This is a genomic window from Dietzia sp. CQ4, assembly GCF_014145125.1.
GTDB classification, from domain to species: Bacteria; Actinomycetota; Actinomycetes; order Mycobacteriales; family Mycobacteriaceae; genus Dietzia; species Dietzia natronolimnaea.
This window is the reverse complement of record NZ_JAALDZ010000149.1, coordinates 1-13,917: the sequence shown is the minus strand read 5'-3', so window position 1 is coordinate 13,917 and position 13,917 is coordinate 1. Positions and strand designations below refer to the sequence as shown.

The 13,917-nt window shown below is 70.1% G+C and carries 11 protein-coding genes; 4 read left to right on the top strand and 7 right to left on the bottom strand.

The annotated features are described in order from the left end of the window. Nucleotides 1-86 precede the first annotated feature (86 nt). Both G6031_RS09330 and G6031_RS09325 read right to left on the bottom strand, forming a co-directional pair. Nucleotides 87-824, bottom strand: a complete 738-nt coding sequence (locus G6031_RS09330) for a histidine phosphatase family protein (protein ID WP_182653103.1) — start codon at nt 822-824, stop codon at nt 87-89. 40 nt (nt 825-864) lie between these two features. Then, a complete protein-coding gene (locus tag G6031_RS09325; protein WP_182653102.1) occupies nt 865-2,046 on the bottom strand; it encodes a zinc-dependent alcohol dehydrogenase in 1,182 nt (393 codons plus the stop codon). A 104-nt stretch (nt 2,047-2,150) separates the two neighbouring features. On the opposite strand from G6031_RS09325, the gene G6031_RS09320 reads away from it, so the two are divergent. Together G6031_RS09320 and G6031_RS18900 are read left to right on the top strand one after the other, a co-directional pair. Next, nucleotides 2,151-3,626: an NAD(P)-binding domain-containing protein gene (locus G6031_RS09320; RefSeq protein WP_182653101.1), complete on the top strand. Its 1,476-nt coding sequence runs from the start codon at nt 2,151-2,153 to the stop codon at nt 3,624-3,626. Between the two features lie 227 nt (nt 3,627-3,853). Then, complete coding sequence (locus G6031_RS18900) at nt 3,854-4,645, top strand: serine/threonine protein kinase (protein WP_241737277.1); 792 nt, start codon at nt 3,854-3,856, stop codon at nt 4,643-4,645. A 13-nt stretch (nt 4,646-4,658) separates the two neighbouring features. Here the strand turns inward: G6031_RS18900 and G6031_RS09310 are convergent, their stop codons facing one another. Further along, a complete protein-coding gene (locus G6031_RS09310; protein ID WP_182653100.1) occupies nt 4,659-5,804 on the bottom strand; it encodes a nucleotide pyrophosphatase/phosphodiesterase family protein in 1,146 nt (381 codons plus the stop codon). Between the two features lie 219 nt (nt 5,805-6,023). Here G6031_RS09310 and G6031_RS09305 point away from each other — a divergent pair, with 219 nt between their 5' ends. After that, on the top strand, nt 6,024-6,596 hold the full coding sequence (locus tag G6031_RS09305; protein WP_179525102.1) for a hypothetical protein: 573 nt from the start codon (nt 6,024-6,026) through the stop codon (nt 6,594-6,596). Between the two features lie 6 nt (nt 6,597-6,602). Here G6031_RS09305 and G6031_RS09300 read toward each other — a convergent pair whose 3' ends face one another. From G6031_RS09300 to G6031_RS09285, 4 genes are read right to left on the bottom strand one after another with little or no spacing between them, the layout of a single operon-like run. Further along, the gene (locus G6031_RS09300) at nt 6,603-6,989 is read right to left on the bottom strand and encodes an MmcQ/YjbR family DNA-binding protein (RefSeq protein WP_182653099.1); all 387 of its coding nucleotides are present in this window, start codon (nt 6,987-6,989) and stop codon (nt 6,603-6,605) included. A gap of 10 nt (nt 6,990-6,999) precedes the next feature. Then, nucleotides 7,000-9,564 (bottom strand): GNAT family N-acetyltransferase, encoded by a 2,565-nt coding sequence (locus G6031_RS09295; RefSeq protein ID WP_182653098.1) that lies wholly within the window; start codon nt 9,562-9,564, stop codon nt 7,000-7,002. Then, a complete protein-coding gene (locus tag G6031_RS09290) occupies nt 9,561-11,045 on the bottom strand; it encodes a SidA/IucD/PvdA family monooxygenase (RefSeq protein ID WP_182653097.1) in 1,485 nt (494 codons plus the stop codon). The genes G6031_RS09295 and G6031_RS09290 overlap by 4 nt, the downstream gene beginning before the upstream one ends. After that, nucleotides 11,042-12,532 (bottom strand): pyridoxal-dependent decarboxylase, encoded by a 1,491-nt coding sequence (locus G6031_RS09285; RefSeq protein WP_182653096.1) that lies wholly within the window; start codon nt 12,530-12,532, stop codon nt 11,042-11,044. The genes G6031_RS09290 and G6031_RS09285 overlap by 4 nt, the downstream gene beginning before the upstream one ends. A 210-nt stretch (nt 12,533-12,742) precedes the next feature. Here G6031_RS09285 and G6031_RS09280 point away from each other — a divergent pair, with 210 nt between their 5' ends. Then, nucleotides 12,743-13,834, top strand: coding sequence for an iron-siderophore ABC transporter substrate-binding protein (locus G6031_RS09280; RefSeq protein ID WP_182653095.1), 1,092 nt, complete (start codon nt 12,743-12,745; stop codon nt 13,832-13,834). The last annotated feature ends 83 nt before the right edge of the window (nt 13,835-13,917 follow it).

The following is a 13,917-nucleotide window of genomic DNA, read 5'->3' as shown; positions in this document are numbered from 1 at the left end:
CTCCTTGCCGCCGCCCGGCGCGGGAAGAGCCCAGCCCCGCAGACGGTGGGAGGTCAGGACGATCTCCTTCTCCGACGGACCGCCGTTCACCGGCCGTCCTCGTCCGCCGCGGATCCCTCGCGGGTCGTCGGTGCCGCGGCCCGCTCCACGGCCGTGGTGTCGGCGTACCGCTCGAGTTCCAGCGCCGCGCCGCCGTGCCGGTACGTGGTGACCGAGCAGTTGGGTAGGGGGTCCGCCCGGTCCACGTGGAGGATGTCCTGCTCGGCCATCTGCTCCAGCGCCACCCGGAACCCCATGATCACCGCCTGGTGGCTGAAGACGCACAACCGTTCCCCGGCGTACTGCTGGCGCAGATCGGTGAGCAGGTAACGCACGCGCAGGACCACGTCCGTCCAGCTCTCACCGCCCGGGGGCCGGTAGTAGAACTTCCCGATCCGGTCGCGCCGCTCCGCCTCCTCCGGGAAGCGGTCACGGATACCGTGTCCGGTGAATCCGTCCAGGATCCCGAGGTCACGCTCGCGCAGCCGCTCGTCGGTCAAGAGAGCGGCGTCCAGGCGGGCGGCCTCCAGCGCGGCGGCGGCGGTGTCCGCCGCGCGCCGGTACGGGGAGGTCAACCACACCGTGGGTCGGTGCTCCTCCGGCAGGTCGGCGAGCCACGCGCCGACCGCCGACGCCTGCGTGAACCCGGTATCCGACAGGGGTGTGTCGGCGTCCCGGTAGTCCAGGTCGAGGCGGTGCGCCCCGGCGGCCCGGGCCTCGTCGTCGGCGATGTTCCCCACGCTCTGCCCGTGGCGGACGAGCAGGAGTCGGGAGAGTTCGGTCATATCCGCAACCTACCCATCCGCATCCCGCCCGTCCCCGGACTCACGGCGTGAGGACGATCTTCACGGCCCCGTCCTGCTTCTTCTGGAAGATCTCGTAGGCGTGGGGGGCGTCCGCCAGTGGGAGCCGGTGCGTGGCGAAGTCGTCCACTCCCAGCGGGTCGGCATCGGTGAGCAGCGGCATGATGTCCGGCACCCAGCGCTTGACGTTGGCCTGCCCCATCTTGAGGGTGAGCTGCTTGTCGAACATCGTCAGCATCGGCAACGGGTCGGCGACGCCGCCGTACACGCCGGACAGCGAGATGGTCCCACCGCGGCGCACGATGTCGATGGCGGAGTAGAACGCGGCGAGCCTGTCGACTCCCGAGTGCTCCATCATCTTCTTGCCCAGGAACTTCGGGAGCATCCCCACGGCCGCGTGGGCCGCCGTGGCGACGGGGGACCCGTGTGCCTCCATCCCCACCGCGTCGATCACGGAGTCCGGCCCGCGGCCGTCGGTCATGTCGCGGATCACGTCGCCCAGCTCACCGGGGAGCTCGGAGGGGTCGAGTACCTCGACACCCCGGTGCGCCTGCCGGGCCCGGCGCTCCGCGACCGGGTCCACTCCGATGACGCGGTGTCCACGGTGGGCGGCGATCCGGGCGGCCATGTCACCGATCGGTCCCAACCCCAGGACGACGACCGTCCCGCCGTCGGGGATCTGCGCGTACTCGACCGCCTGCCAGGCCGTCGGCAGCACGTCGGACAGGTACAGGTACCGGTCGTCGGTGTGCTCGTGCGGCACCTGGATGGTGGTGTTCTGGGCCTGCGGGACCCTCAGGTACTCGGCCTGACCGCCCGAGACGCTGCCGTACAGCTCGGAGTACCCGAACAGTGCCGCGCCCATACCCTGGTCACGGACCTGGGTGGTCTCGCACTGAGTATTGAGGCCCTTGTCACACATGTAGCAGTGGCCGCACGAGATCTGGAACGGCATCACCACGCGGTCGCCGGGTTTCAGGTCGGAGAGACCGGACCCCACCTCCTCGACGATCCCCATCGGCTCGTGGCCGAGGATATCGCCCTCGTTCATGAACGGCCCGAGCACCTCGTACAGGTGTAGGTCGGATCCGCAGATGTTCGTGCTGGTGATCCTGACGATCGCGTCGGTGGGATCCTCGATCCTGGGATCGGGTACCTCGTCCACGCGGACGTCGCGCTTGCCGTGCCAGGTGACCGCCTTCATGGCAGGCTCCTCTCGCTGGTCGTGTCATGCGCGCTCACGCATATCACCGACGCTACGAGGCCGCGGGAGTCGATGCATCCGGTCGCCCGAGGAGGTAGACCTGAGTGGTGACCGATCTCCGCCAACCCCGCGTGGTGATCATCGGCGCGGGGGTCGCGGGGATAGCCGCCGCGCACACGTTCATGCGGGCCGGGCTGACCGACGTGACGATCTGCGAGAAGGGCACCGACGTCGGCGGTGTGTGGCACTGGAACCGTTATCCGGGTCTGACCTGCGACGTTCCCTCCCAGCTCTACCAGTTCGGGTTCGCCCCCAAGGCCGACTGGTCACACGTCTGGGCATCGGGGGAGGAGATCCAGCGGTACCACCGGGACGTGGTGGACCGGGACGGTCTGAACGACTGGCTGCGGCTCGGGACCGAGGTGACGGACGCCGTGTACGACGACGAGTCCGCCACCTGGACGGTGACGACGGCAGCGGGGGAGGTGCTGCACGCGGACTTCGTGGTGTGCGCGACCGGGGTGCTGCACCACCCGTACGTGCCCGATATCGACGGGCTCGACTCGTTCGCCGGACCGGTCGTCCACACCGCCCGCTGGGATCCCGGGCTGGAGACCGGCGGGTCCCGGGTGGCGGTGATCGGCTCCGGTTCCACGGGAGTGCAGATCGTGTCCGCCCTGCAGCCGGAGGCGTCACGGCTTCTGCACTTCGCCCGATCCCCGCAGTGGATCCTGTGGGCGCCGATGACTGTGCGGCAGCCCGCACCGCTCACCGCCCTGCTCCGTCGGTCACCCGGATCGCAGCGGAAAATGTACGCGACGGCCCTGTGGGCCTCGGGGATCCTGGCGGACGTGGTCCTCAAGCCGACCTGGCGGCGTCGCGCGGTGCAGGCCTACGCCCGCGTGAGTCTCCGTCGGCAGGTCCGCGATCGTCGGCTCCGGGAGGCGTTGACCCCGGACTACGAACCACTGTGCAAGCGCCAGGTGGTCTCGGGTACCTACTACCGCGCAATCACCGCCCCCAACGCGGAGTTGGTCACGGGTCCGATCTCCGAGGTGACGCCCACCGGCATCCGTACCGGCGACGGCGTCCACCACGAGGTCGACGTGATCGTGCTGGCCACGGGTTTCCGAACCCACGAGTACATGCGGCCCATGCGGATCACCGGCCGCGACGGCCTGAGTCTCGATGAGGCCTGGGCCGCAGGTCCGCGCGCATACCGGATGACCGCGATCCCGGGATTCCCCAATCTCTTCACCGTCCTCGGCCCCAACTCGCCGACCGGATCGATCCCACTGCAGTTCTCGGCAGAGCTCACCTCGCGTTACATCGCGCAGTGGATCGAGCGATGGCGGCTCGGCGAGCTCGACGCGGTCGAGGTGACCGAGCGGGCGACCGCCGAGTTCTCCCGCGCGGTGGGTGCGGCGATGGGACCGACGGTGTGGAACACCGGGTGCACGTCCTGGTGCCAGACCGCCGGCGGTGAGATCGATCTCTGGCCCTTCGACCGGAAGCGGATGGGGGAGATGCTCGACCACCCCGACGAGCAGGACTTCACGACGGTCCTGCTCGGCTCCTGAGAATGCGGTGCGCTGCCGGTCGCGAGGTGGATAAAGTGACTGTCATTCTCCGGACGTAGGCCGACTCGTCGGCAGTGTCGATGGTGGTGACTATGAGCAATCCGTCAGGTGGCTCCGGTTGGGACGGTTCCAGCTGGGACGGTCACCGAGGCAACGACGGGGGGTGGGGGCAGGAGGCTTACGGAACGGGTCCACAGGCTCGCTCTCGCAACGGCCTCATGTGGGTGATGGGTGGGCTCATCGTGGTGCTGCTCGTCGTCCTCGCCGGCGCGGCCGGCTACCTCGTCGCCTCGGACGGCGGCGAACCGGGTGCGGTGCCAGAGCCGACGACGACCTCCGTGGAACCGGCTACGGGGTCCCCCGTCCCTGAGACGATGCCAGCTGCAACCGCTTCTCCATCAGCACGGACCTCCGACTGCGACCCGGACGAGATCGCGAGGGAGGCGGGTATCGCCCGTCGGAACGTCAACGTGGACCGGTGCGCGGGGGCGTGGGCACTGGCGCACGTCTTCGTACCGCAAGGCGAACCCGCCGGGGATACGCAGTACATAGTGAGCCGTGTCGATGGGAGCTGGAACCGATACACCGGGATCCCGTCCACAACGTGCCGTCAGGAGGCGGAGGCCGACGGTATGCCCGCCGAGATCGCCGCGGTCCTGGACGACTGCCGGTCCTCGGCCGCACCGACCGGCGATCTGGGACTGAATGTCCCAATGTCCCGCCCCGCGTGCGATGGCCGGGGGATCGTGGTCCTGTACTCCGCCGTCACCCCGGGTGGGTACGCGCAGGAGATCGCTGCCGCACTGGCGCGGAACCCGGGTGCGTCCTACTTACGCACCGACATGGCGTGCCCATCGCTGCGCGCGAGGGATGAGAACGGCAACGTCATCTATGCCGTCTACCGTGCTTCCGGGTACTCCCGGCAGGAGCTGTGCGCAGACGTGCGAGCGATGGGGCCACCCGCCTACGGTCGCTGGCTGGACTCCACCAGCGACCCGTCGACGCTGGTCACCTGCTGAACAGGCCGGCGGCTCACCGCAGGATGAGTGGGATGTGCTGCTCTGCCGCGGTATTGGCCCCGTGATGACCGAGGAGGCCCGACTCCATCTTCTCGTGGTGGGTGCGGGCGAGGATGACGCCGCCGGTGGCGACCGCGACGACGTGACCCAGACGGTCAGCATGTTCCCGGCCCGGCCCGAACAGCTGCTCGTCCAGCGCCTGTTCCCGGCTCAGCACCCGCGCGTGCCCCGCCAACTCCTCGCGCCAGGCGGCCAACACCGCCGACTCCGACCCGGCCCGTGCGTGCACGTGCCGTACCCGGGCCTCGCCGGCGACCGCCTCGACGTCCGCGAGGAGCGACGGGGTGGCATCGATATCGATCACGGTCTCCGCGACCACCATGCCGTGGTCGGCGGTGACGAGCATCCCGCAGTCGGGGGGCAGATCCGTCGCCAGGTCGGCGACGAAGGCGTCCACCTCGCGCAACGACTGGACCCACTCCGGGGAGCCCGGACCGTGGATGTGCCCGATGAGATCGAGGTCTCCGAAGTAGGAATAGACAAACCGTCTGGACGTCGAGGGAGCGGCGACGACACCGAGTATCGCCTCGCGGATCTCCTGCAGTGAGATCGCCGGGCGGTACTCTCCCTCCGCCCGGAACGCGGCGCGGGTGAGTCCGGATGCCCGGAAGTCCTCGCGCATGACGTAGGTGACGTCGACCCCCTCCTCGGTGAGCAGTTCGAGCAGACTCGGCAGCACCTGCACCTCACGGGGAGGGAACCGGTCCAGTGCGGAGGGCCCCTCCGCCGACCCCGTGGTCCACCGGAGCGAGTTGAAGACGGTAGGTGTCTCTGCACCCTCGTCCGGGAGCGCGAAGCTGTACCCGACGATCCCGTGGCGGGAACACGGCGCTCCCACCGCCAGGCTGGTCAGACTCGTGGCCGTGGTGGCGGGGAACCCCGCGGAGATCATCCGCGTGGTCATCGCCGAGAGGGTGGGGGCGACCTCGGCGTGCTGCCGGATGAGCTCGGCGCCGAGGCCGTCGACCAGGACGAGCACCGTATCCCGCGTGGGCGGGAGAGCCAGTGGGTTGCGGAGGTCGAGGCCCAGCGAGGCGGCGATCGACGGCATGACGTCTGCCAGCGAATGGTCGGCGGGGGTGGTCGGGATCCCGGTCATGGCTCCACTCTCCCTCATCGCGCCCGCGAACGGTGCGGACCGGCGCCGGGCGGGCGGACGGCATCAGGGCGGAGGTTGTGACGCGACGACGTGGTGGTCGTGACGTGTCGACGGGGTGGTCGTGACGTAACACCGCCCCGCTCGTGACGTATATGTGATGGACTCAAGAATCCTTAACTCATCGTGGGGCTCGCGCCCCCGTCATGCTCGGAGATCACTGTGACCAGATCCATCGCCTGCGCCGGTGCGCTGGCCGCCGCACTTCTCGTCTTCTCGACCGGCGCCGCCGCAGCCCAGAGCGCGGACGGCCTGTCGTCGGGCGCCCTCGACTCGTCGTCGCTCACCGGGTCCGCCGGAACGGGCACCGATGCGGACACCGGCGGCGGCCTCGGCTCCGCCGGCGACCTGCTTCCGGCCTCCGTCACCGGTTCGCTGCCCGGTTACACCTCCGGTCCGGTCGGTTCCGTCGCCAGCGCCGTCTGTGGCGTCGGCACCGTGGCCGGCACGGCGGCCAACCTGGCGGGCATCCCGCTGCCGCCCATCGGGGTCGTGTGCATGGTCGTCAAGCCCGTCGCGGAGTCCGTCGACTTCCTGATGCGCGGGGACGTCCCGGGGTCGGTCGACGCCGTCATCGGCGGGGTGCCCGTGGTGGGCGACTCGCTGGCCGGAGCCGTCAACACGGACTCGGCGACCGACGCCGTGGAGGGCTCGCTGGGCGAGGAGCGGCTCGGCTCGATCACCGGGTCCTCGGTGTCGCCCGAGGGTTCGCCGGAGACCGCTCCGGTGAACTGAGCCGGATCAGCGTTGCCCGCGCCCGAAGGCGTGCGGCTCGACCGGTCGCTGCGCGCTGGGGAGCCCGGCCACCACGAGTCGGTAGGACTCCGTGACCAACTCCTCGACCACGTCGGGGCCGAGGCTCCCCTCGGGGTGCAGTGAGATCCAGTGCCTCTTGTCCATGTGGTAGCCGGGGGTGATGTCGGCGTGCGCGTCACGGAGGGCGAGGCCGTCCGAGGGTGATGCCTTGATCACCACGAGGGGCTCGTCGTCGACAACGGTGTGGATCATGAACACCTTGCCGCGGACCTTGTAGACGTCGACGTCCGGCCCGAACGGGAACTCCAGGGTCGACGCCGGTAGTTCGCGTGCCCGCATCGCCGCACATTTCTGGAGTTCCCGCCCGTTCATCCCAGTGACGCTACGACACGCTGCGGGCTCCGTCATCGAGAAGAGCGTTCCGCACACCTGCTTCTCGGCCGACGTGTTCGGAACGCTCTTCGCGACTCGTGCGCTTTTCGCGTCTCGTGCGACCTTCGTGACCCGTGCGCTCGTCGCGACTCGTGCGACCCTCGCCCGCGGGGTCGGTCGGGCTCGATGCGAGGGGATTGGCGAGGGTGCCCGCGAACTGCAGCGATCCCGCCTGATCGGTCAGATCCACCATCTGCCGGGTGTCGCGCAATTGCAGGCGGTTGAGGCACGAGTGTTTGAACCGCGGCGCGAACAGCGCCTGCCAGGTCGCGTCGTCGAGCTCTGCCCGGTCGACGTCGACGTCGATGTCGATGTCGACGTCGCCGCCCAGCGCCAGCAGGCACCGGCGGGTCTCGTCCCAGAACTCTGATGCCGGCAGGACCCCGGACTCGTCGAGGATCGCGGCGACGTGACGCAGTACCCCGTCCATCACGTCGGTGTGGATGCTCAACGCGGCCGTCTCGGCGTCCACGAGGTGCCGGATCCGCTCGATCCCCTCGGGCAGCGGTCGGTCGGTCACCACGGCCACCTCCTCGCCGATGTCCTTGAACAGCACCCGGCGCGGCAGGTTGTCCGGGCCGATCACCACGATCACGTTCTCCCCGTGGGGCATGAACACCAACCCGTGCGCGAGCAGACAGCGGGCCACCGGCAGAACGTAGGCGTCGAGCAGCGCGCGGAGCCACGTGCGGGCGTCCGCCCCTGACCGCTCCAGGTGTTCGACGACGAGGGGGCACCCGTGGAGGTCGACGTGCAGTAGTGAGGCCAGCGTGAAGGCCCGCTCGCCCTCCGCCAGTCGCGGCACCGGGCTCTCACGCCACAGGGCGGCGATCATCTTGGTGTGCGGCCCCTCGTCCGAGACGCCGGACTCCGCTGCGCGGTGGTAGGCGTCGCCTGTGTACCCCACGGCGGCGACCTCGCGCAGGACTCCGAAGTCGAGTGCCCGGAGCACGGGATCCCCGGCCACCAGACCGGCCACCCAGTCGTTGACCGCCGGGGTGTCACGCATGTACCGAGGAGACAGTCCGCGGGTGAAGCCCATGTTCTGCACCGCCAGTGCCGTCTTGACGTACCCGCGCTCGGGACGGGTCACGTCGAAGAACGTGCGTACGGACTGCTGCGGGCGGTACTCACTGCGGGACTCGCCCAGGTGGACGAGGTCGCGGCGGGCCAGGTCGGGGCCGAACGCCACGGCGATCTTGTGCTCCCACTGCCACGGGTGGACGGGAATGAGGCGGTACCCGTCCGGATCGAGGCCCAGCTCCCGAAGTCGTGTGTCGCACCGGTCGAGGTCGTCACCGTCGAACTCCCGACGGTAGTGCTCGTTCTCCTCCAGTCCGGTCACGGTGGCGAGGTGGCTGAGTTCACGGCGGGCGGCGAGCCACACCAGACGTACCGTCGCGGGAGCCTCCGGGGTGTAGCGGTGTCGGTCGGTCAGCCCCAGTCCGATGCGCCCGTTGTTGGCCACGAAGCCCGGGTGTCCCTCGGTCATCGCGGCCTCGACCTCCTGCAGGTCGGCGCCGGCCAGTTCCTGCACGGGGCGGGCGCGGTGGTGCAGACAGAACGCGGCGGACCCGAGGGTCGCGGCGATCTCCTCCAGATAGACGCCGACGAGTGACGCGGGGATACCGAGCACCGGGGCCAGCGCGGTGATGAGGGCCGGGGCGTCGGGTTCGACCGGCTCGCCGGCGACCTCCCGGCGCAGCGAACCCTCGTCCACCACCCAGTGCTCCAGGGGCAGCACCCGCCCGCGGAACAGCCACCTCTCCTCACCCGCGCGCACCTCGTACACGTCCGGGTCCGCGGTGGGCTGAGGCGAGACGAGTCGCTCGTGGGAGAACTCGGCCAGGGCCTTGGCGCACAGGTGACGGTGGGCCCGCCGCATCGCGTGACCGGTGAGGTGCGCGTGGGGCACGGCACCGGCCGACGGGGATGACGACGACACGGCCCGTGTGGTCCGGCCGATCTCGGAGGCCCGGAAGTCCCCGACGTCGCAGAAGGAGAGCAGGGCGGTCTTGTCGGCGAGTTCCACCGCCCCGCCCTCCCGGAAGCCGGCACGGGCGTTGAGTCGGTGCACGGCGGTGTTGCGGATGTCCGGCTCCACCACCACGCGTCGGGCGCCCAGCGGACCGAAGGCGGTCTCGCAGATCGCGCCGATCACGGCGGCCGTGGTGCCCGGCACGGGCGTCCGCGAGGGGGCGACCAACAGGTGCATTCCCAGGTCCCCGGGTTCGTGCGGGTACGAGCCGTCGAGCTCGACCGCGGCCGGGTCGTAGTACACCGCCAACCCCACTCGCAGTCCGTCGATACGCACCATGTGGACCTGCCGGTGTGGGCTGCTCTGCCAGTCGCGGAAGAACGCCGAGATCTGTTCGGGCGCCATGTGCCGCATGCCCCAGTACGCCGACCCGGGGTGCGAGAGCCAGGCGTGGAGGGTCCCGACGGTATCGGCGTCCGAGGAGAGGGAAGAGAGCGAGACGAGCCCGGCGGGGGTACTGACGGTGTGATGGTTCATCGGGCCTCCTGGGCCTGCTGGTCGGCGGGGGAGTGGCGCACGGCGGACGTCCCGGCTCGGGTCGGATCGGTCTCCCGGGTGGGGCAGGACTCGCGGGCCGGGGCGCCGAACCGCTGGAACGCGATGCGTGATTCGACGGGGTAGACCTCGCGACCGGTGACGGACCGCAGGATGATGCTGTTGCGCATCGCCCCCATCCCCAGGTCCGGGGCGCTGAGCCCGTGGGTGTGCTCCTCGGCGTTCTGCACATGGACATGCCGATGGGCCAGGTCGATGGTGTGGTCGCGGGCCACGCGGTAGCGACGGGGCCTGCCCGCGCCGGCCCGCCCGGGTCCGGGGTCCTCCCAGTCGATCTCCGAGGCGATCCCGTCGAGGAACCGCGGAGCGGTGGCGGAGTAGCCGGTGGCCATCACCAGACCGTCCGTGTGATGTTGCCAGGCCCGGCCGGTGTCGTTGCAGTGCAGGTCCAGGCGGATCCCTGACTCGTCTACGGTGGCCCCGTCCAGGGCGGTCGCGGCCACCAGCAACCCGGTGTCCAGTCCGTGGGCGGACCGGCGGTAGAGAAGATCGTGGATCTCGTTGATCAACTCGGCGTCGATGCCCTTGTAGAGGGACCGTTGCTCGCGCAGCAACCGGTCCCGGGTGCCGGCGTCGAGACCGTGGAAGTGGTCGATGTACTCCGGGGAGGTCATCTCCAGGGTGAGCCTGGTGTACTCCATGGGGAAGAACCGGGGGGACCGGGTGATCCAGTCCACGCGGGGGCCGGAGTGCCCGGACGTCGCCACCAGGTCGTGGAAGATCTCGGCGGCCGACTGGCCGCTGCCCACGACGGTCACCGAGTCCAACCCGAGCAGCTCCTCGCGCCGGTGCAGGTAGTCGGCAGCGTGCAGCGCGACCCGTCGGCCCGCGTGTGGGGAGGCGCCGTCGAGCGAGTCCGTGTCGACAGGCGACCACGGGGTGGTGCCGATCCCCAGTGCGAGGTGCCGGGCGCGGTAGGTCTCCGTGCCGTCGGAGGTGATCGCGGTGACCCGGTAGACGGGCCCGTCCTCGTCGTCGTCGGTCCCTCCGTTCCCCCCGTCCGGCCCGCCCCCGGCGCCCTGTGCCGCCTCGCGCCGGACGTCCACCACCTGCCGTCCCCACCGGAGTCCACCCACCCGCTCGGAGGCCCAGCGACAGTACGCGTCGTACTCCGCGCGCAGGGGCTGGAAGTTCTCGCGGATGTAGAACGGATACAACCGGCCCACCTGTTTGAGATAGGACAGGAACGAGTACGGAGAGGTGGGGTCGGCCAGCGTGACCAGATCGGCGAGGAACGGCACCTGGATGGTCGCGTCGTCGAACATGAGTCCGTGGTGCCACGCGAAGCCCTCGCGGGAGTCGAGGAAGACGGCGTCGATCTCCAGCGGTTCGGCGAGGCACGCCAGCCCGAGGTTGAACGGACCGATGCCCACCCCCAGCAGGTCGTGGATCTTCCCGCTCATGACATCACCCCCGCGGTGGTGGCCTGGCGCATCCCCTCGGCCAGGTACCGGGCGGCCTCGCGGACGTCGGCGAGCACGGCCGCCACGTCCCGGTCGGACAGCTCCGGGTCCAGGATCGTGAGTTTGAGGCACGGTCTGCCGTCCACCACCGTCGCCGCGACCACCGACCGTCCCTCGGCGAACAGCGCGTCCCTGACGGGACGGACCAGGGCGTCGGACTCGTCGGGGTCACACCCCTCGGGCCGGGGGCGGAAGAGGACGGTCGACAGTGCCGGCCTGCGAACCAGCTCGAGGTCGGGCTCGGAGTCGATGGTCCGACCGATCCGCCGGGCCACGTCGATCGCGTCGTCGAGCATGCGGCCGATCCCGTCGGCGCCGAGTACGCGCAGCGTCATCCAGAGCTTCAACGCGTCGAAGCGGCGGGTGGTCTGCAGGGACTTGTCCACGGCGTGATCGTCACCGTCCGCGGGGTTGAGGTAGTCGGCGCTGACGGTGGAGTGGCGGAAGCCGGAGCCGTCCCGCAGGAGAAGAGCGGATGCGGCCACCGGCAGGAAGAAGGTCTTGTGGAAGTCGACGGTCACCGAGTCGGCCAGCCCGATCCCGTCGAGGAGATCGCGGCGGGTGGGGGAGACCAGCAACCCGCCGCCGTAGGCGGCGTCCACGTGCAACCAGACGTCGTGACGGCGACAGACCAGTCCGATCTCACGCAACGGGTCGATCGCGCCGTGGTCGGTGGTACCGGCCAGGGCGACGACGGCCGCGACCTCGTCACCGGCGTCCGCCACGGATGCCAGGGCGCGGTCGAGGGTGGCGGGGTCCATGCGGTCGCCGTCCCCGGGGAGGACGATCACCGCGTCCGGCGCCAGGCCGAGCAGACGCGCGGCCTTGACCACGCTGAGATGGGCGTGCTCGCCGGTGACGATCCGCAGTCGGGACAGACGGGCGCAACGGTCCGCGGGCGTGGTCCCCCCGGGGCCGGGGCGGGAGAGTCGATCCTCGCGAGCGGTGAACAACCCCTGGAGGTTGGACTGCGATCCGCCGGTGGTGAAGACGCCGTCCGGCGTGACCCGGTCCGGCCGGTCGAACTCGATCAGGTCGGCGACCCAGTCGACGAGTCTCTGCTCGATCAGGCACGCCGAGGTGCCCTGGTCCCACGTCTCCACCGCGGTGTTGACGGAGGTGGCGAGCGTCTCGGCGGCCAGCGCGGGGATCGTGACCGGACAGTTGAGGTGCGAGAGGTAGCGGGGGTGGTGGTACCCCACGGCGTGGTCGAGGTAGAGCGCACGCACCTCCACCAGGGCCTTGTCGAGCGTCCCCAGCGGGGTCGACAGATCCACCGCCGCGGTCTGTGACGCGAGATGTGCGGGCGAGGCGGACGAGCGCGGGGTGGTACGACCGTCGAGGTATCGACCGACCTCGGCGGTCGCCGCGGCCAGGGCGGCGGCGTGGTCCTTCCTGCTCCGGTGGCTCAACAGGTGTTCGTTCACGGGTGCTCCGAACTGATCGGGGACGTAGGTACCGGCGAACGTTATGAGGGTAGGCTTGCCTTATCAACACTAGGGTGACATGAATCACGTTGTGCCCCAGGCGAAGTGGGAATGTGGGAGTACGGTCTTGCGTTTCGGCGCATCGTCGCTCTACTGTTGCCCCGATAAGGTAAGCCAAGCCTAAGCGGCTTTTATCCCATCGGAGACCCCATGAGTCCACTCACCGTCCGATCCCGTGTCCGTGCGGTCGACGCCCCCGATCGCGCACGGGTCGTGCTGCTCCTGGCCGCGCTCCTCGCGACACTGGCGGTGTTGGCCGGGTGCACGACGGGCTCAGTGGGTGGATCGCAGGACCCGGCCACGGCGACCGACGTCGAGCGCGACGGGGAGTTCCCCCGCACAGTCACCCACGCGTACGGGCAGACGGAGATCACCGAACCGCCCCAGCGGGTGGCCACGATCTCCTGGGTCAACGCGGATGTCTCGCTGGCGCTGGGAGTGGTTCCGGTGGGCATGCCGCGGAACTCGTTCGGCGGCAACGCCGGTGGATCCACCGACTGGTTCGACGCCGAACTGGAGTCGGTGGGCGGCGAGATGCCGGAGTTGTACTCGGAGACGGACGGCATCAACACCGAGGCCATCGCCGCGCTCCAGCCCGACGTCATCCTGGGTGCCTACTCCGGGATGACCGCCGAGGAGTACGAGACCCTGTCCAAGATCGCCCCCACCATCGCGATGCCCGAGGGTGACGTGGCCTTCGGTACGCCCTGGCAGGACTCGACCCGCCTCATCGGCGAGGCGCTCGGCCGCTCGGAGCGGGCGGAGGAGCTCATCGACGAGGTGGAGGACCGGATCGCCCAGGTCGCCGACGATCACCCGGGCGTCCGGGGGACGACCTTCATCTACGGCACGGTGGATCCCGACGCGGCCGAGAAGATCTACGCGTTCACCGACGTGGACAACCGACCGCGATTCCTCGAGCAGCTGGGGATGGTGCAGGCCCCCGTCGTCTCCGAGGCCTCGACCGGCGCCGCCGACCAGTTCGCCGTCACCTGGTCACCCGAGCGGGCCGACGAGCTCGTCTCGGACATCCTGGTCACCTACGCGGCGTCGCCCGACGTGCGCGCCGCGATCGAGGCGGACCCGCTGCTGGGTCGCATCCCCGCGGTCGAGGCGGGCCGGATGGTGGTGCAGACCGACGAGCAGCAGGTGCTGTCCATCTCGGCGGCGTCGCCGCTCAGCCTGCCCTGGGCGCTCGACAACGTGGTCCCGGACATCATCGCCGCCGCGGAGCAGAACTGACCGATGCAGGTGCCCGCGACGAGCCGGAGCGACCCCGCACCCGCGGGGCCGCCGGCGGCCCCGGTGCGGACCTCCGCACCGGG